The following is a 20,842-nucleotide window of genomic DNA, read 5'->3' on the forward strand; positions in this document are numbered from 1 at the left end:
GGGACGGTGTTTTTCATGCCGGCAGCGCGTCTTCGTCCTTTTTGCGCGCATCGCCGTTCGGCAGAAGCTGGCACGCGAGCAGCCCGGCGAGCATCAGCGCGCAGCCGACGAGCGCGCGCAGCGTCAGCGTTTCGCCGAGCGCGGCCCAGCCGGCGACGGCCGCGAACACGCCTTCCATGCTGAAGATCACCGCCGCGTGCGCGGGCGCCGCGTCGCGCTGCGCGACGACCTGCAGCGTGTAGCCGACGCCGACCGACAGCAGCCCGCCGTAGAGCACCGTCGGCAGCGCGCCGCGCAGCATCGCGACGCTGACGGGCTCGACCGCGAGGCCGACCGCGAGGCACAGCGCGCCGCACACGACGAACTGGAGGAAGGCGAGCACGAGCGGATCGTGCCGCTTCGCGAGATGGCCGACGGCCATCACGTGCGCGGCGATGATCACCGCGCCGGCGAGCTGGAACCAGTCGCCGTACAGCACCGAGAAATGTTCGTCGATGCTGAGGAAATACAGGCCGATCGCGGCGAGCAACGCACCGAACCACGTGCCGACGCCGATCCGGTGCCGCGCGAACACGCCCATCAGCGGGACGATCACGACGTACAGCGAACTGATGAAGCCGGCATTGGCGATCCGCGTGTACTGCAGCCCGATCTGCTGCAGCGAGATCGATACCGCGAGCAGCGCGCCGAGCGCGACGCCCGGCAGCAGCAACGCCGGGTCGCGCCGGATCGCCGCGAGCTGCGCGCGCGAGGCCGCATTGAAGTTCAGCAGCGGGACGAGCACCAGCGCGCCGAGCAGGAAGCGCAGCCCGGTGAACAGGAACGGCCCGATCACGTCGAGGCTCAGCCGCTGCGCGACAAATGCCGAGCCCCAGATCGCGGCGGCGGCGAGCATCAGCAGGTTGGCGCGGAGGTGCTGGCGGGTTTCGGGCTTCATGGGATCGGGTTTGGGGTCGGGACGCCCGCAACGGGCGGAACCCGCTAGTTTACGCCGGGATTGCAAGACTGTCGGCGAAGCGGCGCAGCGCGGCCGCCGTGCGCGGGTCGCGCACGCGCGAATACAGCACGACCTGCGAGCGCGGCAGCGGCGGCAGCCCGAACTTCGCGCCGACGTCGACGAGCGTGCGCGGTGCGACGCGGCGCGCGAGCGGACACACCGCGAGACCGGCCGCCGCGGCCGCCGCGACGGCGGCGACGCCGCCGCCCGTGAAGCGTTCGCGCCACGGCAGCCCGGCCTGATCGAGCGCGCGCAGCGCGGCGGCGCGCACGCCGCACGGGCCGGCCAGCACCGCGAGCGGCAGCGGCTCGTCGGCGCGCGGCGCCCAGTCGGGCGCGGCGAGCCAGGCGAGCGGTTCGGTGAAGAGCGGCACGCCGTCGTCGCGCGGCGGGTCCTCGCCCGGTTCGTGACGCACGATCGCCGCGTCGAAGCGGCGTTCGTCGTACTGCGCGAGCAGGTTCGACGACGAGCCGAGATGCATTTCGAGCGACAGCCCCGGATCCTGCCGGTGCAGGCTCGTCAGTACGGCCGGCAGGTCGGGCACCGCGACGTGCTCGCTGACGCCGAGCGACAGCCGCCGCGTGCCCGCCGCAATCGCGCCGAGCGCGCGATCGTGCGCGTCGAGCAACGCGCGCGCGGCCGGCAGGAAGGTTTCGCCGTCGACCGCGAGCTTCACGACGCGCGGCGTGCGCGCGAGCAACGACTTGCCGAGATGCGCTTCGAGCCGCTTCAGCTTCAGGCTGACGGCCGATTGCGTGATGCCGAGCGCGTCGGCGGCGCGCGTGAAGCTCGCGAGATCGGCGACCAGCACGAACGCGCGCACCGCATCGAGGTCGAGGACTTTCATTTCAGATGCAAATGGATGAAATATTCATCGATGACTGTTCATTATAGTTCGGCGGTTCTAACCTGACGTCGCGTTTCCCGTTCTTCAACGTCACCGACAGGAGCAGGACCATGCCATTCACCCGTATTGCCGTGCGCGAAGGCAAACCGGCCGCGTATCGCGCGGCGCTCGTCGACGGCGTGCATCGCGCGCTGATGCACACGTTCAACGTGCCCGAGGACGACATCTTCATGGTCGTCACCGAGCATGCGGCCGAGAACTTCGTGTTCGGCCGCCACTACTACGACATCGAACGCAGCGACGATCTGGTGATGATCCAGATCACCGCGAACAACACGCGCACGCTCGAGCAGAAGCGGGCGCTCTACCGGACGATCGCGGAGAACCTCGCGGCGCAGCCGGGCGTGCGGCCGCAGGACGTCTTCGTCAGCCTCGTCGAAGTGCTGAAGGAGGACTGGTCGTTCGGCAACGGCATCGCGCAGTACGCCGTTTGACCGGCAGCATGCGCGACGGCCGCCGGATGCCGCTCGGCGTGACGGCCGTGTACCATGGACGCTTCACCGGACGCGCCGGCGTCGAACCTGCGCCGGCGCGGCATGCTTTGCGGGAGCTTCCATGTCGCGTGTGCTGGAAATCGCGTTGTGCCTGTCGCTCGAAGGATGGCCGATGGCCGCGTCGAACCGCGCGCGCGGCGCGCCGCGCGACTTCGGCGCGGAACTCGTGCGCGCATGGCGGATTTGTCCGCAGGTGCGGATGCGGCGCGGGCACGAGCGCGTGACGATCGAGCCGTGCCGCGTCGTCGAGGCCGAGCCGAGCGCCGGCGCGAGCTGGTGGACCTGGGTCGAATCGAATGGGCAGGGCACGCGCGTCGTCGCCGCGCGCACGCAGGCGTTCGCGCCGGGCGTCACGCAGCGCGAACTGTTCGATGCCGAACATGCGGGCATCGCCGTGTCCGCATGCGGCGACGGTTCGGCATCGTCCGACGACGCAGCCGTCGAGCCGGCGCCCGATCCGCAGCCGAACGCCGCCGCCAAAGCGCAACGCCGATCGGTCGCGAAGGCGCGCAACGCCGCGTGCACGACGTCGGCCGCACGAACCGAAACACAGGTGCAAGGCAAGGGCGCATCGGCTGCGGCCGCAACGACCGGCGACGGCGCGCGCGCCGCGCCGAACGCCGACGGGCCTGCCGGCATGCGGCCCGACACGCACGGCGTGACGCTCGTCAGCGAACGGCGGCGCGGGCGCTGGGCCGACGACAGCGGCGTCGTCGTCGAGATGACGCTCGACGACATCGCCGTGCACGACGGCGATGCGCGGCCGCGCCGCTATGTCGAACTGCGGCTCGCGGCGCCCGACTGGGACACGCCGGAAGCCCGCACGGCCGCACTGCGCGCGCTGTTTGCCGCCGCGCGCGAGCTGAGCGGCGCATGGCCGGCCTTCGTGCAGCTGACGAGCGTGATCGACCGCGCGTGCGCGGGCGAGCTTGGCGCCGCGGTGCCGATCAAGGCGCGGCTCGTCGAACTGACCGGCATCCGCTCGCAGCGCGCCGCGCTGTTCGCGCTGTCCGGCAACATCGCCGCGCAATGGCTCGGCAACGAAGGCGGCGTGCTCGATCGCGACGATCCCGAATTCGTGCACCAGATGCGCGTCGCGCTGCGGCGGCTGCGTACGCTGATGCGGTTCTTTCCGCACTTCGCGGATCGGCACTGGAAGGACACGTTCGGCGTCGACTTGCGCTGGCTCGCCGGTCTGCTCGGCACGGTGCGCGACTGGGACGTGTTCGCGACCGAAACCTTGCCCGCGCTGATCGCGGCCGACGGCGGCAGCGCCGACTGGAGCGGCACGCTCGACGTCGCACGTGCGCAGAGCGCGACGGCGCGTGTCGAGCTGCGGCAGGCGCTGCATTCGGCGCGCTACGCGCGGCTGACGCTCGGCTGGCTCGAATGGCTGAGCACGCTCGCGTTTCCGTCGGCGGCCGACGACGAGATGACGCCGCTGCCCCGTCATGCGGCCAAGCGCGTACGGCAGCTGTTCGGTCATCTGTACGCGGTGCCGTCGCTGGCGTCGCTCGACACGGCCGCGCGGCATCGCGTGCGGATCGACGCGAAACGGCTGCGCTACGCACTCGAGTTCTTTGCGTCGCTCGCGTCGCGGCGCACGCGCGGCGAGACCGCGAAGACGCTCGCCCGTGTGCAGAGCGTGCTCGGCGAAGCGAACGATACGAGCGTCGCGCTCCATCATCTCGAGCAGCTCGGCGCACCGCCATACCAGATCGGTTTCGTGCGCGGCTACGGCGCGGCGCTCGAACGGCGTGCCGCACACGATGCGGAGGCGCTGCTCGCGAGCCTGCGTCCGCCTAAGCTGCGCGGCAAATCGGCGTGAACGCGCGCCGACTATAATGGCCGCCCGTTTTTCCGGTACCGATCGATGAGCGACGCCCCGTCTTCTCCGTCTTCCGCCGAACCGCTCGCGCTGAGCGGCGAACTATGGCTGCGCGCGGGCGAGCAGACGCTCGGCGGCGCGACGCGCATCGCGCTGCTCGCGGCGATCGGCGACACGGGATCGATCACGCGCGCGGCGAAGGCCGTCGGCTTGAGCTACAAGGCCGCGTGGGACGCGATCGACACGATGAACAACCTCGCGGGCGAGCCGCTCGTCGTGCGCTCGACCGGCGGCAAGGGCGGCGGCGGCACGACGCTCACGCCGCGCGCGACGTCGCTGATCGCCGCCTTCCGCACGATCGAGCGCGAGCATCGCCGCTTCATTGCGGCCGCCAGCGCGGCGGTCGCCGGGTTCGACGTCGACTGGGCGCTGCTCGGCCGGATCGGGATGAAGACGAGCGCGCGGAACCAGTGGGTCGGGAAGGTGGAGTCGATCGTGCGCGGCACCGTCAACGACGAAGTGACGCTGATGCTGCCCGGCGGCCAGGCGATCGTCGCGGTGCTCACGCACGACGGCGCGCAGACGCTCGGGCTGCACGCCGGCGCACACGCGTGCGCGCTCGTCAACGCATCGTCGGTCGTGCTCGCGGCCGACGACGGCGGGCCGGCGCCGAAGGTGTCCGCGCGCAACCGGTTGCGCGGAACGGTCGAGTCGGTCGATGGCGGGGCGGTCAACAGCGAGATGACGCTCGCGCTCGACGGCGGCGGCACGCTGACGGCCGTCGTCACGAACGACAGCGTCGAGGCGCTGCAGCTCGTCGCCGGACGCCGCGCGTTCGCGCTGTTCAAGGCATCGAGCGTGCTGCTCGCGATGACGGAATAGCGCCGCGGCACGGTCGCGATGCGCATGCGGTCGCGCCGCATGCACATCGTTTCCGCTTCGCTTTCTTCGATACCGCTTTCTCGCGGCTTCTCTCAGGTCGTACGGCTATCGTGCGCGCCCGCTTACATCACGCGGGTCGGCCATCCGGCATGCGGCGCGGCCGGCTGGACGCGTCCGTCGTTCAGTTGCACGACCTGGTCGCCGAAGGCGGCGACGTCGTCCGGGTCGTGCGAGATCAGCACCATTGGAATGTCGAGCCGCGCCTGCAGTTCGGCCAGCTCGTGACGCATGCGCTGACGCAACGCGCCGTCGAGCGCCGCGAACGGCTCGTCGAGCAGCAGGATGCGCGGCTGCGCGACGAGCGCGCGCGCAAGCGCGACGCGTTGCTTCTGTCCGCCGGACAATTGCGACGGATACTGCGCGGCCAGCGGTTCGAGATCGAACGCGCGCAGCCAGTACGCGACCTCGGGCGGCAACGCTGTCGCGCGCGGGTTGCGCAGGCCGGTCGTGAGTCCGAACGCGATGTTCTGGCGCACGTTCAGGTGCGGGAACAGCGCATAGTCCTGGAACAGATAGGCGACGCGGCGCGCGCGCGTCGGCACGTCGATGCGGCGTGCCGCATCGAACAGCGGCTCGCCGTTCAGCGCGATCGTCCCTGCGTCGGGCGCGAGCAGCCCGGCGATCGCCTGCAGCGTCATGCTCTTGCCGGCGCCGGAGGGCCCGAACAGCACGACGCGCTGCGTCGTCGCGGTAAACGACACGTCGAGCGTGAAGCGGCGCTCCGCGGTCGCGTACGTCTTGCGAATGTCGACGACGAGACTCATCTGCCGCTCCTGCGATGCCGTTGCACCGCGCTGCGGCGCGCTGCATGCGCCGCGGTCGTCCGACAGGTGTGCACGACGTCGGTCATGTCGGCTGACTCCTTCTCGCCCGCGACGGCACGAGCCACCCGGTCGCGAGCAGCACGAGCACGCAGGTAATCGACGTGACGAGCACGAGGAAGTTGGCCGTGCTGTCGTCGCCGGCCTGCACGGCCGCGTAGATCGCGACGGACAGCGTCTGCGTGCGCCCCGGCAGATTGCCGGCGATCATCAGCGTCGCGCCGAATTCGCCGAGCGCGCGTGCGAACGCGAGCAGCGCGCCCGCGAGAATGCCGCGCGCGGCGAGCGGTAGCGTCACGCGAAAGAACACGGCCGCTTCGCCGAGCCCGAGCGTGCGCGCCGCGCGTTCGAGATGCGGATCGACGCCCTCGAACGCCGCGCGCGCCGATTTCAGGATCAGCGGAAACGCGACGACCATCGACGCGATCACGGCGCCCTGCCACGTGAACACGAGCTCGATGCCGAGCCGGTCGAGCCATGCGCCGAACACGCCACGCCGCCCGAGCAGCACGAGCAGGTAGTAGCCGAGCACCGTCGGCGGCAGCACGAGCGGCAGCGTCAGCAGCGAATCGACGACGTCGCGCAGCGGCGAGCGCCAGCGCGCGAGCGCGAACGCGGCCGCGACGCCGAGCACGACGTCGAGCGCGGTCGCCCAGCCGGCCACCTTCAGTGACAGCAGCAGCGGAATCCAGGCGTCCTGCATCGCACGACGCTCACTTGCCGGCCGTCGGCTTGAAGCCGAACTTCGCGAGCACTGCCTGGCCCTGCGGCGACGCGACGAAGTCGACGAACGACTGCGCCTGCGCCGCGTGGCGGCTGTCCTTGACGATCGCGATCGGATACGTGATCGCGGTCTGCGTCGGCACCGTCAGCGCGACTTTCACGCGGCCCGGCATGATGGCCGCATCGGTGCCGAACACGAAGCCCGCGTCGACCTCGCCGCGCGCGACGTAGTCGAGGCTTTGCCGCACGTTCGCGGCCAGCACGCCTTTCGCGCTGACGGCGTCCCACACGCCGGCCGCGCGCAGCGCACCTTCGGTGTAGCGGCCGACCGGCACCGACGCCGGATCGCCGTACGCGATGCGCTTCACGCCGGGCGCGGTCAGGTCGCGCAGCGACGCCGGCGGCGCCGCGTGGCTGTCCGCCGGTACGATCAGCACGAGCGAGTTCGCCGCAAAGTCGCGGCGCGTGCCCGGCACGATCACCTTTTCGTCGGCCGCGCGGTCCATCGCCTTCTGATCGGCCGAGGCAAACACGTCGGCCGGTGCGCCCTTCGCGATCTGCTGCATCAGCACGTCAGAGGCGCCGAAGTTGAACAGCACCTTCGTGCCCGGATGCTGCTGCTCGTACGCATCGCCGACGGCCTTGAACGCGTTCGTCAGGCTGGCGGCGGCCGAGACGACGAGCTCGTCGGCGGCCGACGCAGGCGCGCTGAACGCGATCCCCGCGCCAAGCGCGGCGATCGGCAGCAGACGGAGCAGGGTGCGGCGAAGCGGACGGACGGAGGAGCGCATGGCGATTCGTTCGAGTGGTGAAAACCGTAATCGTAATATAGGGCGGGTTATAACGCTTGGCATACCGCACATGCGACGGCAGGCATGATCGGGTTCGGCCGGGAAACGGGGCGCGGCGTGCTTAGGTGTGCAGCGTCTGCTGGACCGATTCGGTGCGCTGCAGCGACGACGGCTGCGATGCCGGATGGTAGTTCGGGTTCGCCTTCCAGCGCGCGCGGACGAACGGGCGCTCGTGCCCGGACAGATGCAGCGCGACCTGCGTGACCCAGCGGTGCGACGGCACGGTGATGCCGTGCAGCGCGACGGTGACGAGCGCGAGGCTCGCGACGACGGCCGGCACCGACCAGCGGTGCGGCACCGCACGCCACGATGCGGCGATGAAGACGAGCGCCGCAGCGGCGCCGACGATGCAGCCGGTGACCGATTCGGACGGCGAATGCGCGTCGAGCGCGACACGCGACACGCCGACCGCGACGCCCGCCGCGAGCCCGAGCGCGATGCCGGCCACGCGCACCGGCGTGCGGGCGCGAATCAGCGCGAGGAAGATGGCGACCGGATAGACGGCCGTCGACAGCATCGCGTGTCCGCTGAACCCGGTGAAATCCCACGCGCGCACGCCGATGCCCCAGCCGAGGAACGCGATCTTGGTCAGCGCGACCACGCCGATCGCGGTCGCGAGCACCGCGAGCCAGCCGGCGGCGCGCTGCCACGAATAGCCGAGCACGAGCCAGATCGCGATCGTGATCGCGAGCGGCAGCGTGAGTCCCGCGCCACCGAACGCGGTAATCGTGATCCACAGACGGGGCGGGAGGTCGAACATCGGAAGGGGCACGAACGGAAACGGGACGAATGCTTAAATCAACGCGCGAGCCGGGAAGAACGACTACAACGGATACAAGCGGCGAACCACGAGTATAGCGCCGCGCGTGCGCGGGGCCCGCTCCGTACGCGACGGGGAACCATCGGCGAGCAGGAAAGATCCCACGAAGAGTGCTATTGTGCATTGCACAAATACAGACGATACGCCTTGCGAGGCGTCCCCATTTTCCTGACCGCGAGTCCGATCGATGACCAAAAGTCTGACGAAAATGTGGCTGGGGGGCATGAAACGCGTGCTGTCTCCGGCCGCGAAGCGTGCCGCGCGTGATGCCCGTCGGCTCACGCGCGACGTGCTTGACGCCGCCGCGTCCCCGGTTGCATCCGAAGTATCCATGCCGCGCGAATCGCGCGTGCGTCCGCGCGCGGCCGCGTGGGCGGCGGGCGAGTGGACGCGCGGCGAACATCCGATGGCGCCTGCGCTTGGGCGCCTGGTCCAGCAGCTCGCCTACGCGCTTTACGTGCCGCCCGGGCACCGGCGCGAAGCGATGCCGCTCGTCGTGATGCTGCACGGCTGCCAGCAGACCGCCGATGCGTTCGCGCAGGGCACGCGGATGAACCTGCTCGCCGACAAGCACGGCTTTGCGGTGCTATACCCCGAGCAGTCGATGCGCGCGCATTCGCACGGCTGCTGGCACTGGTATGAAGATACCGACCGTGCGGGCCGCGGCGAAGCCGATGCGGTCGCGTCGCTCGTCGACGCGCTCGTCGACGAGCACGGCTTCGATGCGTCACGCGTCTACGTCGCGGGACTGTCGGCCGGCGCCGGGCTCGCGTCGCTGCTGGCGCTGCACCACGCCGACCGGTTCGCGGCGGTCGCGCTGCATTCGGGCCCCGCGCTCGGCGAAGCGAATTCCGGCATCTCGGCGATGGACGTGATGCGGCGCGGGCTGCGCGAGAACCCGGCGGCCGTGGTCGATGCGCTGATCGATGCCGACAGCTATCCCGGAATGCCGGCGCTGATCCTGCAGGGCGACGGCGATCGCGTCGTCGCACCGAAGAACGCAGACGAACTGGCCGTGCAGTTCATGCGCCTGAACGGGCTCGCAGACAGCCGCGGCGCGCTGCGCGGCGGCGAGCGCGTGGAGACGCGACAAGCCGGGGCGCGGATCGTCGACGTGCGGCGCGACGGCGAATCGGTCGTGCGGCTCTGTCATGTGAAGGGGCTCGAACACGCATGGTCGGGCGGCGACGAAGCGGTGCCGTTCCATGCCGCCGTCGGTCCCGATGCGAGCGCGATGGTCTGGTCCTTTTTCGAAACGCATCGGCGCACTGTGGCAACCGAACGACGCACCGACTGATTGACACTGGCATTCGACTAGGGTTTTCCCTATAATCAGGGAAAACCCTAGTCCACGAATGCGAGATCGATCATGTACCTGCTGAGCCACCTCTTCCTGATGCTGACCAAGAACGCCGAGCAAGCCGCGAAGGAGCGTGCCGAGGCGTACCTGTCCGAAGCGACCGACATCTACGACCTGGAATTCCGGATGCGCAAGATCGACCGTGAAGCGGCGATGAACCGTCCGTATTCGTTCGGCGCACGATAAGCATCGAACGCCGAAGCGACGGCCCGCTTCGGTACGACATGGAAGAAGGGCGCGTGCGGCATCGAGCCGCACGCGCCCTTTTTGCATTCGCCGCCGGGCGCGCGTCAGACGACCGTCAGCCGTACCGGCACGTTGTTGCGCGTCGCGTTCGAGTACGGGCAGACCTGGTGCGCCTTTTCGACGAGCGCCTGCGCGTCCGCTTTGTCGATGCCCGGCAGCGACACGCGCAGCTCGATGTCGAGCGCGAAGCCGCCGGCGTCGTTCGGACCGAGCCCGACCTGGGCAGTCACTTGCGTGTCGGCCGGCAGGGTCTGCTTGCTCTGGCCGGCGACGAACTTCATCGCGCTCAGAAAGCACGCCGAATAGCCGGCGGCGAAGAGCTGTTCGGGATTCGTGCCTTCCGCACCGGTGCCGCCGAGCTCACGCGGCGCGGCGAGCTTGACCTCCAGCTTGTGATCTTCGGACACCGCGCGGCCGTCGCGGCCGCCCGTGCTCGTGGCGCTCGTCTTGTACAAAATGTTCATCGTGCTGCTCCTGTCAGAGAAGGGGAAGCGGTCCGGGTCGACTCGGTCGCCGGCCACGGGGTAAATATAGAACTAAAAATTAGTGTGCAAATTAATTTGACCGAGCCCGTTGAACGGGAAGCGCGGACTCGCGCCGGCAGCGCTGACGGTCAGCGCTCGTTCGCCGCCGACAGCGCGTCGCGCAATTGCTGCAGATCGCCGCGCAGGCGGATCAGGAATTCAGGCGTCTGCTGCATTGCGCAGAACAGTTCGGCAGGTACCGAGCGCGCCTGCTCTTTCAACGCCCGTCCGGCGGCCGTTACGCGAACGTTCACGATACGCTCGTCCGCCGCGCTGCGCACGCGCTCGACGTAGCCGAGCGCCTCGAGGCGCTTGAGCAGCGGCGTGACGGTCGCCGGATCGAGATCGAGCCGGGCCGCGACGTCCTTCACCGCGAGGTCGTCACGCTCCCACAGCACGAGCATCGCCAGATATTGCGGATAGGTCAGCGACAGCTTGTCGAGCAGCGGCTTGTACGCCTTCGTCATCGCGTGCGACGTCGAGTACAGCGCGAAGCAGAGTTGCTCGTCGAGCGTTTGCGGCAGTGTCGGAAGGCGATCCATGGTGTCGGCGCATCGAAACATGCGCTAAAGATTAGTGTGCGAATTATTCTGCGCGCAAAAGATCGCATTGAACAGCGCCAATGACGGGCTGTCCGGCTCGGGCGATGGACTGCCGAGCGCGGGCGCGGTTGCTGGCAGGCGCCGCCATGCGCGCTGAACGGATGGAAAAGAAGGCGGCCGGCACACGCATGCCGGCCGATTGCGGGGCGGTCAGCGGCCCGAGGTGGTCGCCGCGCCGGGCTCCTGCACGCCGAAACAGCCGCGATACGTGGCGTAGAACGAGCAGTACAGCATCGTCACGATGATGATCGTCACCGGCATCATGATCGTGAGGGCGTAGGCGGCCGCACCGAGCGCCTGCAGCAGCAGCGAGAGCCCGAGCGACGTGCCGAGCGCGACGCCGAACCAGAGCAGGCCGTACACGAGGAATGCGCCGCGATTGCGCCAGCAGCTGACGATGCTGAAGAACAGCGCCTTCGCCGGCGGGATGTCGTGCCATGCGATCAGCACCGGCGCGAACCAGAACAGCATCGCGACGGGCACGTAGAGCAGCGTCGCGAACAGCAGCGCGCCGAGCGTGCCTTGCGCGGCCAGCGCTTCGGGCGCCGGGTTCGCGTCGCCGGTCGCGCCCATCATCAGATGAAACAGCACGCCGCCGTCCATCACCGACGATGCCGCGAACACCAGGATCATCGACACGACGTAGATGACGCCGAGCACCAGCAGCCGCTGCGTCGCGACGCTGCCGTACGAGCGGAAGCCGTCGACGAGAATCGTCGGCATCACCGATTTGCCGGCCACTGTGTCGCGGCACGCGGCCATGAAGCCGACCGCAATGCCCGGAATGAACAGCAGCGGCAGCGCCGCGCCGACGATCGGCACCATCGACACCAGCGTGATCGCGAGCAGATAGGTGAAGAACAGCGTGATGAACGCGAGCGGATTCCGGCGGAACAGCCAGATGCCTTGTCGGAACCAGACATAGCCCGTTTTCGCGGGCACTTCGATCAGTTGCATGCGGTTTGGATCTCGGGAAGCGCCGGCGTATGGGCGATACGCTCGCGCAGAATGCGTTCGAAATGGCCGGGATCGTGCGGCTTCAGCATCTCGGCCGCACGCGGCAGGTAGAAGTCGTACAGACGCGACACCCAGAAGCGGTACGCGCCCGCCCGCAGCATGTCGCTCCAGTGACGGCGCTCCTCGGCCGTGAACGGCCGGACCGTCTGGTAGGCGCGCAGCAGCGCGTCGGCGCGCGCGGTGTCGAGCACGCCGGTCGCGAGGTCGACGCACCAGTCGTTGACCGTGACCGCTACGTCGAACAGCCACTTGTCGCAGCCGGCGAAATAGAAGTCGAAGAAGCCGCCGAGCCGCACCGCGTGCCCCGTGTCGGGCGCCGCGTGTGCGAACAGCACGTTGTCTCGGAACAGATCGCAGTGGCACGGGCCGCCCGGCAGTGCCGCGTAATCTTCAGAGCCGAAGAAGCGCGCTTGATGCGCGAGTTCGCCTTCGAGCAGCGCGCGCTGCGCGTCGGTCACGAACGGCACGATCGCCGGCACGTTCTCCTGCCACCACGGCAGGCTGCGCAGGTTCGGCTGCCGGCGCGGATAGTCGCGCCCCGCCAGATGCATGCGCGCCAGCATCTGGCCGACCTCGATGCAGTGTTCGACCCCCGGCGCGAGTTCGGCCGCACCGTCGAGCTTCGTGACGATCGCGGCCGGCTTGCCGTGCAGCGTGCCGAACAGCGCGCCGTCGTCGCGCGGCACCGGATCGGGGACCGGCACGCCGTGGCCGGCGAGATGGCGCATCAGGTCGAGGTAGAACGGCAACTGCTCCGCCGTCAGCTTTTCGAAGATCGTCAGCACGTACTCGCCGCGCGTCGTCGTCAGGAAGAAGTTGCTGTTCTCGATGCCGGACGGAATGCCGCGGAACGCAACGACGTCGCCCAGTGCGTAGTGGCGCATCCATTGCGCGAGATCGGAGTCGGAAACAGCGGTGAAAACGGCCATGCGAGATGCGTGTGGTCAGTGTGCCGGCGCGCGCAGTGCGCGCGTCGCGACGGGAGTGGAGAGAGGCGGGCGCGCCGTGCCGGGAGCGACGCGGCGCGGCCCCGGTCAGTAGCGCAGGTTGACCGACGGCAGGCGCGTGATCGGCACGCCGGCATCGTGCGGCTTCGGCGACGTGTCGGGCGTCGAGCTCATCTGATAGCGCGTGCCGAAGTTCGACTTCACGTCGATCTCGACCGGCTTGCCGCGGTCGCGGTACTCGGTGACCTCGGTGCCGTTCTTGCTTTTTTCGTGGAAGCTCGGCGTGCGGCGGATATCGCTGAAATCGACTTTCGACGTGACCTCTGCGGCCGGCCGGTTGATCTGCCGGAGATCGGGCAGGCCGGCGGCTTCGTTGGCTTCGGCCTGCGCCTGCGCGTCCGCGCTCGGCGTGCCGCCGGCGGCGAAAGCGGCGCTGGCGGCGACAAACGCGGCAGCAGCGGCGACGAGAATGAGCGGCTTCATGATGAGTCTCCAGTGAACCCGCCGATTTTAGCAAATACTGCGCGCCATCCGGCCCCTGCGTGCGCGTGGGCAGCCATGAGCGTGACCGGGTTCCGTGGTAATGTCGTCGGATCAGACGAGGTGATGAAAATGAAGAACGATTTGAGCCGCGGGCACCGGATGCTGACGCCCGAGAGCCCGCCGGTCGAAGCTTTCGACGACCCGATCGCCGCCGTCGCGCGGCTGTCCGCCATCTACGACACCAACACCGGTTTCCTGCGCGACGCGTTCGCGCGCTATCGTCGCCACGAAACGATCGCCGAGCACGTGCGCGCGTGCTATCCGTTCGTGCGGATTCGCACCGACGTGAACACCAATGTCGACTCGCGGCGCTCGTACGGTTTCGTCGCGGGCCCCGGCGTGTTCGAAACAACGGTCACGCGCCCGGATCTTTTCGCGAACTACTATCGCGAGCAGCTGCGTCTGCTGGCGAAGAACCACCACGTGAAGATCGAGGTCGGCGTGTCGTCGCAGCCGATTCCGGTTCACTTCGCGTTTCCGGAAGGCATCCATCTCGAAGGCGAACTCGACCGCGACAGCCTGCTCGCGATGCGCGACATCTTCGATACGCCGGACCTCTCGTATCTCGACGACCGGATCGTGAACGGCACGTTCGAGCCGGCGCCCGGCGAGCCGCATCCGCTGGCGCTGTTTACTGCCGCGCGCGTCGATTTCTCGCTGCATCGGCTGCGCCACTACACCGCGACGTCGCCGACGCATTTCCAGAACTACGTGCTCTACACGAACTATCAGTTCTATATCGACGAGTTCGTGAAGCTCGGCCGCACGATGATGACCGAGAGCGACGATCCCGACGTGCGCGCGTATCGCAGCCAGTACAGCGCGTTCGTCGAGCCGGGCGATGTCGTTACGTACAACGCGAACCTCGGCAGCGAGGCGGCCGAAGGCGCCGCGCCGCCGCGCCTGCCGCAGATGCCCGCGTATCACCTGAAGCGGGCCGACGGCAGCGGTATCACGATGGTCAACATCGGCGTCGGTCCGTCGAACGCGAAGACGATCACCGACCACATCGCCGTGCTGCGGCCGCATGCATGGGTGATGCTCGGCCACTGCGCGGGGCTGCGCAACACGCAGCGCCTCGGCGACTACGTGCTCGCACACGGTTACGTGCGCGAGGATCATGTGCTCGACGCCGATTTGCCCCTGTGGGTGCCGATTCCGGCGCTCGCCGAAGTGCAGCTCGCGCTCGAGCGCGCGGTGGCGGACGTCACACAGCTCGAAGGCGCGGAGCTGAAGCGCGTGATGCGCACGGGTACGGTCGCGAGCGTCGACAACCGCAACTGGGAATTGCGCGATCATCGCGAGCCCGTGCAGCGTTTGTCGCAGAGTCGCGCGATCGCGCTCGACATGGAAAGCGCGACGATCGCCGCGAACGGCTTCCGCTTCCGCGTGCCGTACGGGACGCTGCTGTGTGTGTCGGACAAGCCGCTGCACGGCGAGCTGAAACTGCCGGGCATGGCCGATCAGTTCTATCGTGCACAAGTCGATCAGCATCTGCAGATCGGCGTGAGGGCGATGGAGATCCTGCGCACGAACGGGCTCGACAAGCTGCATAGCCGCAAGCTCAGGAGTTTTGCGGAAGTGGCGTTTCAGTGACACGACCGTTCGGCGTCGACGGACCGGCGGTGCGCATGATCGACGAGCAGTTCCGCTTTCCGCGCGTGCACGTTTGCGTGGCCGCGATCGGCGACAGCGGCGAAGCGCTGCTGATTCGCGGCCTGCTCGAAAGCCTCGGTGCGTCCGTGAGCCTGCATTGGGTCGTCGTACCGCAGGACCTCTTGCTCGTGCTGAACGATCCGGCGCCGCCGGGCCGGTATCTGATCCTCAGCGGTCACGGCGACGCGTCGGGCATCGTGTTCGGCGAGTATTCGGAGGACATCGATACCTCGCTGCTGTCGGACGGGCGGCTGCCTGCTGCGGCGTTGTGCGGCAAGGTTCGACTGCCGGGCAGGATCGTGATCAGCACCGCGTGCGAGACGGGGTCGCCCGACTTCGGCCGTAAGTTCGCGGGCGGCGGCGCGACAGCGTATATCGCGCCGACCGGATTGCCCGACGGTGCGGACGCCGTGTTGTTCGTTCATCGGCTGTTCCATCTGATCCTGACGCGCGGCCTGCCGATCGACGAAGCGCTACGGCATGCGCGCGCGTACGACGAAGAGAGCCTCATGTTCGTCGGTTACGGAGAAGCGGTCTGACCACGTGTTGCGCTGTCGCGGCTCGACACCGGGACGAGAAGGCCATGCCGTGGACTGCCGTGTCCCGGCTCGGTCGGCCCGCTCCGGTGCAGGCCTGCAAGCGCGCGCTTCGACCTTAGCCGTCGCGCTCGATCAACGCCGCGAGTTCCGCCAGCCGCGACGGCGCGAACACCCGAATGCCATGCCGTTCGAGCAGCGCGGTAGTGACACCGACGCCTGCATGCCGGTTTCCCGAGAAGGTGCCGTCGTGGATGAAGCTGCTGCCGCATGACGGACTGCCGTCCGCGAGCAGTGCATAGCGGCACCCGTGCGCGGCTGCCTGACGGAGCGCGTGGTGCGCGCCGTCGATGAACATCGCGGTGACGTCCGTGCCCGCGTCGTCGCAGATCGACGCCGCGCCGGCCAACACGTCGCCGCCGCTGCGATGCAGGGGGATCTCGGCGGGCCGGCGCGGCGTGCCGAAGCCGGCGGCGACCTCGGGGCATACGACGACGAGGCGGCCCTCGTCGCGCCACGTTTGCAGCAGCGCATCCGCGACCGTCTTCGCCGAACCGTCGTAACGCACGGGCAGCCCCGCAAGGCAGGCGCTGACGAGAATCCTGTTCATGAGTGGATGAGGGGAGAGTGGCCGTTTGCGCGGCCGATACTACCACTCGCGTTTCCAAGGGCGCGTGCGAGGGCGGCAGGCCCGCTCATGCGCATCGACGCGTAGCCGGCGAACCCGTCGGCAAGCGCGTATGTCGTTCGACGCAGCGGGCGCTACGCTCGTGAGGCGAAACGCGCCGCCATCAACGACAAGGCCGCCCGGCGCCGAAGCGCGCGGGCGGCCTTGTCTGCCGAGGTCGTGCCGAGTCGTTCAGCACTCACCCTTCTTCGCGTGTCCCGGCGGGCAGTGATAGCGACCGGGGCCATGACGGTGCTGATGCTCTTCCCATTCACGGCGTTCCCAGTAGCGATGGCCGTCCCAGTAGCGGTCGCCGTGCCAGCCGACGACGACGACGGGCGCAGGTGCCACGACCACCGGCGCGGGCGTGCCGATGTTGACGTCGACGTTGACGGCGTGGGCGAGACCGGACAGCGAAAGGCCGAGGCCGGCGAAGGCAAGGGCGATCAGTGAGCGTTTCATGGCGTGTTCCGTAATGTTGTTCTGAAGGGTCGGCGCGGCGCAGTGGAGTCGATCACGCGTTGCGAATCGGCCCCAAGGGGGGATCGCCGACGCCGACATACGCAGTGTGCAGAGACGCGACGCAAAACGCGAGCGGCGTTTGTTACCGTGGATTGTGCGCGGTATGCAGGCCCGCGCACGGCATGCGCGGCCCGATTTGACAATGGCGCTCGACGGATGCGCCGCATTGCGCGGAGCGGTGCAGTGTGCGCGGCGCGGATTTGACATTCGCGCGCGCCACGCGGCGGCGCGCGATTAACGAAGCGTTACAAAACGGCGCGCGGCGCACCGGCGCACCGGCGCGACGGCCGCTGCAATCACAGATAGAACATCCGGTCTTCTTCGGGGCGCGGCGGATGATCGTCGCTGCTTTCACCTTCCTCTTCGCCGCTGTCCTCGTAGAACGCGAGCACCGCATCGAGCACCTGGTCGGGATCGTCGATCACCTGCATCAGATCCATGTCTTCGGGATTGATGAGGCCCATCGGAATGAGCTGATCGCGGAACCACTGCAGCAGCCCTTTCCAGAATTCGCTGCCGACGAGGATGATCGGCACGAGGCGCGACTTCTTCGTCTGGATCAGCGTGAGCACTTCGGACAGTTCGTCGAGCGTGCCGAAGCCGCCCGGCATCACGATCACCGCGTCGGAGTTCTTCACGAACGTGACCTTGCGCGTGAAGAAGTGACGGAAGCGCAGCGAGATGTCCTGATAGTGGTTGCCGGCCTGCTCGTGCGGCAGCTCGATGTTCAGGCCGACCGACGGCGCCTTGCCTGCATGCGCGCCCTTGTTCGCGGCTTCCATGATGCCGGGGCCGCCGCCGGAGATGACGGCGAAGCCGGCGTCGGACAGCTTGCGCGCGATCTGCACGGCGAGCTTGTAGTGCGGCGTGTCGGGCTTCAGACGGGCAGAACCGTAGATGCTGACGGCCGGGCGGATCTCCGACAGGTACTCGGTCGCCTCGATAAACTCTGCCATAATCGTGAACATCTGCCACGATGCGCGGGCCTTCTTGGCCGTCGCGCGTTCTTGATCTGCGAGCGAACGCAGACTCGGAATCACTTTTCTCTTGTTCATAATGCCTGAAGAACGAAATCTGGAAGGTAAGACCCTGCTATTGGTTGACGGTTCGAGCTATCTGTATCGGGCTTACCATGCGATGCCTGATTTGCGTGGCCCTGGCGGGGAGCCGACCGGAGCGCTCTACGGAATCATCAACATGCTGCGCCGTATGCGCAAGGAAGTCAGTGCAGAGTATAGCGCTTGCGTGTTCGATGCAAAGGGCAAGACGTTTCGCGACGACCTTTATGCCGACTATAAGGCAAACCGTCCGTCGATGCCGCCCGATCTCGCGCTGCAGGTCGAACCGATTCACGGCGCCGTGCGCGCGCTCGGCTGGCCGCTGCTGATGGTCGAAGGCGTCGAGGCCGACGACGTGATCGGCACGCTCGCGCGCGAAGCGGAGCGACGCGGGATGAACGTGATCGTGTCGACGGGCGACAAGGATCTCGCGCAGCTCGTCAGCGATCGCGTCACGCTCGTCAACACGATGACGAACGAGACGCTCGATCGCGACGGCGTGCTCGCGAAGTTCGGCGTGCCGCCCGAGCGCATCGTCGATTACCTCGCGCTGATCGGCGATACGGTCGACAACGTGCCGGGCGTCGAGAAGTGCGGCCCGAAAACAGCCGTGAAATGGCTCACGCAGTACGGCAGCCTCGACGGCGTGATCGAGCATGCGGGCGAGATCAAGGGCGTCGTCGGCGACAACCTGCGCCGCGCGCTCGACTTCCTGCCGCTCGGCCGCAAGCTCGTCACGGTCGAAACGGCATGCGATCTCGCGCCGCATCTCGAGTCGATCGATGCGTCGCTCAAGAGCGACGGCGAAGCGCGCGATCTGCTGCGCGACATCTTCGCGCGTTACGGTTTCAAGACCTGGCTGCGCGAAGTCGACAGCGCGCCCGCGGAAGGCGGCGGCGCCGATGCGCCGGACGGCGAGCCGGCACCGGTGATCGCCGTCGACACGCCGCGCGAATACGAGACGATCCAGACCTGGGAACAATTCGATGCGTGGTTCGCGAAGCTCGAAGCGGCCGAGCTGACCGCGTTCGATACCGAGACGACGGCGCTCGACCCGATGGTCGCGCGGCTCGTCGGCCTGTCCTTCGCGGTCGAGCCCGGCAAGGCCGCGTATCTGCCGGTCGCGCATCGCGGCCCGGACATGCCCGAGCAGTTGCCGCTCGACGACGTGCTCGCACGCCTGAAGCCGTGGCTCGAATCGCCCGATCGCAAGAAGGTCGGCCAGCATCTGAAGTACGACGCGCAGGTGCTCGCCAACTACGGGATCGAACTGAACGGCATCGAGCATGACACGCTGCTCGAATCGTACGTGCTCGAATCGCATCGCACGCACGACATGGACAGCCTCGCGCTGCGTCATCTGGGCATCAAGACGATCAAGTATGAAGATGTCGCGGGCAAGGGCGCGAAGCAGATCGGCTTCGACGAAGTCGCGCTCGCGCAGGCGGCCGAATACGCGGCCGAGGATGCCGACATCACGCTGCAGCTGCATCGCGCGCTGTATCCGCAGATCGCGCGCGAACCGGGCCTCGAGCGCGTGTATCGCGAGATCGAGATGCCGGTGTCGCTCGTGCTGCGCAAGATGGAGCGCAACGGCGTACTGATCGACGATGCGCGGCTGCAGGCGCAGAGCAACGAGATCGCGACGCGCCTCGTCGATCTCGAGGCACAGGCCTACGCGCTTGCGGGCGGCGAATTCAATCTCGGTTCGCCGAAGCAGATCGGGCAGATCTTCTTCGAGAAGCTGCAATTGCCGGTCGTGAAAAAGACGCCGAGCGGCGCGCCGTCCACCGACGAAGAAGTGCTGCAGAAGCTCGCCGAGGACTATCCGCTGCCGAAACTATTGCTCGAGCACCGCGGGCTGTCGAAGCTGAAGTCCACCTACACCGACAAGCTGCCGCGCATGGTGAATCCGTCGACCGGCCGCGTGCATACGAACTACGCGCAGGCGGTCGCGGTCACGGGCCGCCTCGCATCCAACGATCCCAATCTTCAGAACATTCCGGTGCGGACGGCCGAAGGCCGGCGCATTCGGGAGGCCTTCATCGCGGCGCCGGGGCACCGGATCGTGTCGGCCGACTATTCGCAGATCGAGCTGCGGATCATGGCGCACATCTCGGGCGACGCCTCGCTGCTGCGTGCGTTCTCGCAGGGCGAGGACATTCACCGCGCGACGGCGGCCGAAGTGTTCGGCGTGACGCCGCTGGAAGTCAACGCCGACCAGCGCCGGATCGCGAAGGTGATCAACTTCGGCCTGATCTACGGGATGAGCGCATTCGGTCTCGCGTCGAATCTCGGCATCACGCGCGATGCGGCGAAGCTCTATATCGACCGCTATTTCGCGCGCTATCCGGGCGTCGCGCAGTACATGGAAGACACGCGCGCGAGCGCAAAGGAACGCGGCTACGTCGAAACGGTATTCGGCCGCCGCCTGTGGCTGCCGGAAATCAACGGCGGCAACGGCCCGCGCCGTCAGGCGGCCGAGCGGGCGGCGATCAATGCCCCGATGCAGGGCACCGCGGCGGACCTGATCAAGCTGTCGATGATCGCCGTGGACGGCTGGCTGACGCGCGACAAGCTCGCCTCGCGGATGATCATGCAGGTGCACGACGAACTGGTGCTCGAGGTGCCCGACGACGAGCTGTCGCTCGTGCGCGAGAAGCTGCCCGAAATGATGTGCGGCGTCGCGAAGCTGAAGGTGCCGCTGGTGGCCGAGGTCGGCGCCGGTGCGAACTGGGAGGAGGCGCACTGACGATTCCCGGTGCGCGATACCTGCCTGCT

22 protein-coding genes are annotated in these 20,842 nt (G+C 68.1%); 8 read left to right on the forward strand and 14 right to left on the reverse strand.

Going from position 1 to position 20,842, the window contains the following annotated elements:
- Positions 1 to 13: 13 nt before the first annotated feature.
- Positions 14 to 937 (reverse strand): DMT family transporter, encoded by a 924-nt coding sequence (locus NP80_RS05435; RefSeq protein ID WP_006410288.1) that lies wholly within the window; start codon positions 935 to 937, stop codon positions 14 to 16.
- Positions 938 to 986: 49 nt separating this feature from the next.
- A complete protein-coding gene (locus NP80_RS05440) occupies positions 987 to 1,844 on the reverse strand; it encodes a LysR family transcriptional regulator (protein WP_006399423.1) in 858 nt (285 codons plus the stop codon).
- Positions 1,845 to 1,954: 110 nt separating this feature from the next.
- Between NP80_RS05440 and NP80_RS05445 the strand changes: the two genes are divergently transcribed.
- The 3 genes from NP80_RS05445 (at position 1,955) to NP80_RS05455 (ending at position 5,108) form a co-directional block, all read left to right on the forward strand.
- Entirely contained in the window at positions 1,955 to 2,338 is a 384-nt protein-coding gene (locus NP80_RS05445) for a tautomerase family protein (RefSeq protein WP_006404148.1), read from the forward strand.
- Positions 2,339 to 2,459: 121 nt separating this feature from the next.
- Positions 2,460 to 4,226 (forward strand): CHAD domain-containing protein, encoded by a 1,767-nt coding sequence (locus NP80_RS05450; protein WP_006408778.1) that lies wholly within the window; start codon positions 2,460 to 2,462, stop codon positions 4,224 to 4,226.
- A gap of 45 nt (positions 4,227 to 4,271) precedes the next feature.
- The gene (locus NP80_RS05455; RefSeq protein WP_006408770.1) at positions 4,272 to 5,108 is read left to right on the forward strand and encodes a TOBE domain-containing protein; all 837 of its coding nucleotides are present in this window, start codon (positions 4,272 to 4,274) and stop codon (positions 5,106 to 5,108) included.
- Positions 5,109 to 5,230: 122 nt separating this feature from the next.
- Here the strand turns inward: NP80_RS05455 and NP80_RS05460 are convergent, their stop codons facing one another.
- From NP80_RS05460 to NP80_RS05475, 4 genes are all read right to left on the reverse strand, one after another.
- Positions 5,231 to 5,932, reverse strand: a complete 702-nt coding sequence (locus NP80_RS05460; RefSeq protein WP_006408771.1) for a sulfate/molybdate ABC transporter ATP-binding protein — start codon at positions 5,930 to 5,932, stop codon at positions 5,231 to 5,233.
- An 82-nt stretch (positions 5,933 to 6,014) separates the two neighbouring features.
- Positions 6,015 to 6,692 (reverse strand): molybdate ABC transporter permease subunit, encoded by a 678-nt coding sequence (gene modB, locus NP80_RS05465; protein ID WP_006399428.1) that lies wholly within the window; start codon positions 6,690 to 6,692, stop codon positions 6,015 to 6,017.
- Positions 6,693 to 6,702: 10 nt separating this feature from the next.
- Complete coding sequence (gene modA, locus NP80_RS05470) at positions 6,703 to 7,503, reverse strand: molybdate ABC transporter substrate-binding protein (RefSeq protein WP_006408776.1); 801 nt, start codon at positions 7,501 to 7,503, stop codon at positions 6,703 to 6,705.
- 121 nt (positions 7,504 to 7,624) lie between these two features.
- Positions 7,625 to 8,323 (reverse strand): phosphatase PAP2 family protein, encoded by a 699-nt coding sequence (locus NP80_RS05475; RefSeq protein ID WP_006408775.1) that lies wholly within the window; start codon positions 8,321 to 8,323, stop codon positions 7,625 to 7,627.
- A gap of 247 nt (positions 8,324 to 8,570) precedes the next feature.
- Between NP80_RS05475 and NP80_RS05480 the strand changes: the two genes are divergently transcribed.
- A complete protein-coding gene (locus tag NP80_RS05480; RefSeq protein ID WP_006404142.1) occupies positions 8,571 to 9,680 on the forward strand; it encodes an extracellular catalytic domain type 1 short-chain-length polyhydroxyalkanoate depolymerase in 1,110 nt (369 codons plus the stop codon).
- Between the two features lie 72 nt (positions 9,681 to 9,752).
- A complete protein-coding gene (locus tag NP80_RS28865; protein WP_006399432.1) occupies positions 9,753 to 9,929 on the forward strand; it encodes a DUF3563 family protein in 177 nt (58 codons plus the stop codon).
- 104 nt (positions 9,930 to 10,033) lie between these two features.
- Here NP80_RS28865 and NP80_RS05485 read toward each other — a convergent pair whose 3' ends face one another.
- The 5 genes from NP80_RS05485 to NP80_RS05505 form a co-directional block, all read right to left on the reverse strand.
- Positions 10,034 to 10,453 carry an organic hydroperoxide resistance protein gene (locus NP80_RS05485; protein WP_006399433.1) on the reverse strand — a complete coding sequence of 140 codons (420 nt, stop codon included), beginning with the start codon at positions 10,451 to 10,453 and terminating at the stop codon, positions 10,034 to 10,036.
- A 149-nt stretch (positions 10,454 to 10,602) separates the two neighbouring features.
- Positions 10,603 to 11,055, reverse strand: a complete 453-nt coding sequence (locus NP80_RS05490) for a MarR family winged helix-turn-helix transcriptional regulator (protein WP_006408772.1) — start codon at positions 11,053 to 11,055, stop codon at positions 10,603 to 10,605.
- 210 nt (positions 11,056 to 11,265) lie between these two features.
- Positions 11,266 to 12,072 carry a BPSS1780 family membrane protein gene (locus NP80_RS05495; protein ID WP_006404140.1) on the reverse strand — a complete coding sequence of 269 codons (807 nt, stop codon included), beginning with the start codon at positions 12,070 to 12,072 and terminating at the stop codon, positions 11,266 to 11,268.
- The gene (locus NP80_RS05500) at positions 12,063 to 13,061 is read right to left on the reverse strand and encodes a homoserine kinase (RefSeq protein ID WP_006399436.1); all 999 of its coding nucleotides are present in this window, start codon (positions 13,059 to 13,061) and stop codon (positions 12,063 to 12,065) included. The genes NP80_RS05495 and NP80_RS05500 overlap by 10 nt, the downstream gene beginning before the upstream one ends.
- A 105-nt stretch (positions 13,062 to 13,166) precedes the next feature.
- The gene (locus NP80_RS05505) at positions 13,167 to 13,562 is read right to left on the reverse strand and encodes a hypothetical protein (protein ID WP_006399437.1); all 396 of its coding nucleotides are present in this window, start codon (positions 13,560 to 13,562) and stop codon (positions 13,167 to 13,169) included.
- A 129-nt stretch (positions 13,563 to 13,691) separates the two neighbouring features.
- Between NP80_RS05505 and NP80_RS05510 the strand changes: the two genes are divergently transcribed.
- Positions 13,692 to 15,218: an AMP nucleosidase gene (locus tag NP80_RS05510; RefSeq protein ID WP_035945715.1), complete on the forward strand. Its 1,527-nt coding sequence runs from the start codon at positions 13,692 to 13,694 to the stop codon at positions 15,216 to 15,218.
- Positions 15,215 to 15,817 (forward strand): CHAT domain-containing protein, encoded by a 603-nt coding sequence (locus NP80_RS05515; protein WP_006408779.1) that lies wholly within the window; start codon positions 15,215 to 15,217, stop codon positions 15,815 to 15,817. Before NP80_RS05510 ends, NP80_RS05515 begins: the two co-directional genes overlap by 4 nt.
- Before the next feature lie 115 nt (positions 15,818 to 15,932).
- On the opposite strand, the gene NP80_RS05520 is transcribed toward NP80_RS05515, so the two are convergent.
- The 3 genes from NP80_RS05520 to NP80_RS05530 form a co-directional block, all read right to left on the reverse strand.
- Positions 15,933 to 16,424: a 2-thiouracil desulfurase family protein gene (locus NP80_RS05520; protein WP_045593188.1), complete on the reverse strand. Its 492-nt coding sequence runs from the start codon at positions 16,422 to 16,424 to the stop codon at positions 15,933 to 15,935.
- 249 nt (positions 16,425 to 16,673) lie between these two features.
- The gene (locus NP80_RS28870) at positions 16,674 to 16,943 is read right to left on the reverse strand and encodes a hypothetical protein (RefSeq protein WP_006404136.1); all 270 of its coding nucleotides are present in this window, start codon (positions 16,941 to 16,943) and stop codon (positions 16,674 to 16,676) included.
- 356 nt (positions 16,944 to 17,299) lie between these two features.
- Positions 17,300 to 18,058, reverse strand: a complete 759-nt coding sequence (locus tag NP80_RS05530; RefSeq protein WP_035946257.1) for an LOG family protein — start codon at positions 18,056 to 18,058, stop codon at positions 17,300 to 17,302.
- Between the two features lies 1 nt (position 18,059).
- On the opposite strand from NP80_RS05530, the gene polA reads away from it, so the two are divergent.
- Positions 18,060 to 20,813: a DNA polymerase I gene (gene polA, locus NP80_RS05535; RefSeq protein ID WP_035946255.1), complete on the forward strand. Its 2,754-nt coding sequence runs from the start codon at positions 18,060 to 18,062 to the stop codon at positions 20,811 to 20,813.
- Positions 20,814 to 20,842 lie beyond the last annotated feature (29 nt).

It is taken from the genome of Burkholderia multivorans ATCC BAA-247, assembly GCF_000959525.1.
Taxonomy (GTDB): Bacteria; Pseudomonadota; Gammaproteobacteria; order Burkholderiales; family Burkholderiaceae; genus Burkholderia; species Burkholderia multivorans.

Excerpts from the sequence above, each read along its gene's own strand:
- NP80_RS05485 (WP_006399433.1), bottom strand. The coding sequence starts at position 10,453 with ATGAACATTTTGTACAAGACGAGCGCCACGAGCACGGGCGGCCGCGAC.
- NP80_RS05480 (WP_006404142.1), top strand. The coding sequence starts at position 8,571 with ATGACCAAAAGTCTGACGAAAATGTGGCTGGGGGGCATGAAACGCGTG.
- NP80_RS28865 (WP_006399432.1), top strand. The coding sequence starts at position 9,753 with ATGTACCTGCTGAGCCACCTCTTCCTGATGCTGACCAAGAACGCCGAG.
- NP80_RS05435 (WP_006410288.1), bottom strand. The coding sequence starts at position 937 with ATGAAGCCCGAAACCCGCCAGCACCTCCGCGCCAACCTGCTGATGCTC.
- modB (WP_006399428.1), bottom strand. The coding sequence starts at position 6,692 with ATGCAGGACGCCTGGATTCCGCTGCTGCTGTCACTGAAGGTGGCCGGC.
- NP80_RS05520 (WP_045593188.1), bottom strand. The coding sequence starts at position 16,424 with ATGAACAGGATTCTCGTCAGCGCCTGCCTTGCGGGGCTGCCCGTGCGT.
- polA (WP_035946255.1), top strand. The coding sequence starts at position 18,060 with ATGCCTGAAGAACGAAATCTGGAAGGTAAGACCCTGCTATTGGTTGAC.
- NP80_RS05530 (WP_035946257.1), bottom strand. The coding sequence starts at position 18,058 with ATGAACAAGAGAAAAGTGATTCCGAGTCTGCGTTCGCTCGCAGATCAA.
- NP80_RS28870 (WP_006404136.1), bottom strand. The coding sequence starts at position 16,943 with ATGAAACGCTCACTGATCGCCCTTGCCTTCGCCGGCCTCGGCCTTTCG.
- NP80_RS05490 (WP_006408772.1), bottom strand. The coding sequence starts at position 11,055 with ATGGATCGCCTTCCGACACTGCCGCAAACGCTCGACGAGCAACTCTGC.
- modA (WP_006408776.1), bottom strand. The coding sequence starts at position 7,503 with ATGCGCTCCTCCGTCCGTCCGCTTCGCCGCACCCTGCTCCGTCTGCTG.
- NP80_RS05510 (WP_035945715.1), top strand. The coding sequence starts at position 13,692 with ATGAAGAACGATTTGAGCCGCGGGCACCGGATGCTGACGCCCGAGAGC.
- NP80_RS05475 (WP_006408775.1), bottom strand. The coding sequence starts at position 8,323 with ATGTTCGACCTCCCGCCCCGTCTGTGGATCACGATTACCGCGTTCGGT.
- NP80_RS05495 (WP_006404140.1), bottom strand. The coding sequence starts at position 12,072 with ATGCAACTGATCGAAGTGCCCGCGAAAACGGGCTATGTCTGGTTCCGA.
- NP80_RS05505 (WP_006399437.1), bottom strand. The coding sequence starts at position 13,562 with ATGAAGCCGCTCATTCTCGTCGCCGCTGCTGCCGCGTTTGTCGCCGCC.
- NP80_RS05500 (WP_006399436.1), bottom strand. The coding sequence starts at position 13,061 with ATGGCCGTTTTCACCGCTGTTTCCGACTCCGATCTCGCGCAATGGATG.
- NP80_RS05460 (WP_006408771.1), bottom strand. The coding sequence starts at position 5,932 with ATGAGTCTCGTCGTCGACATTCGCAAGACGTACGCGACCGCGGAGCGC.
- NP80_RS05450 (WP_006408778.1), top strand. The coding sequence starts at position 2,460 with ATGTCGCGTGTGCTGGAAATCGCGTTGTGCCTGTCGCTCGAAGGATGG.
- NP80_RS05455 (WP_006408770.1), top strand. The coding sequence starts at position 4,272 with ATGAGCGACGCCCCGTCTTCTCCGTCTTCCGCCGAACCGCTCGCGCTG.
- NP80_RS05440 (WP_006399423.1), bottom strand. The coding sequence starts at position 1,844 with ATGAAAGTCCTCGACCTCGATGCGGTGCGCGCGTTCGTGCTGGTCGCC.
- NP80_RS05445 (WP_006404148.1), top strand. The coding sequence starts at position 1,955 with ATGCCATTCACCCGTATTGCCGTGCGCGAAGGCAAACCGGCCGCGTAT.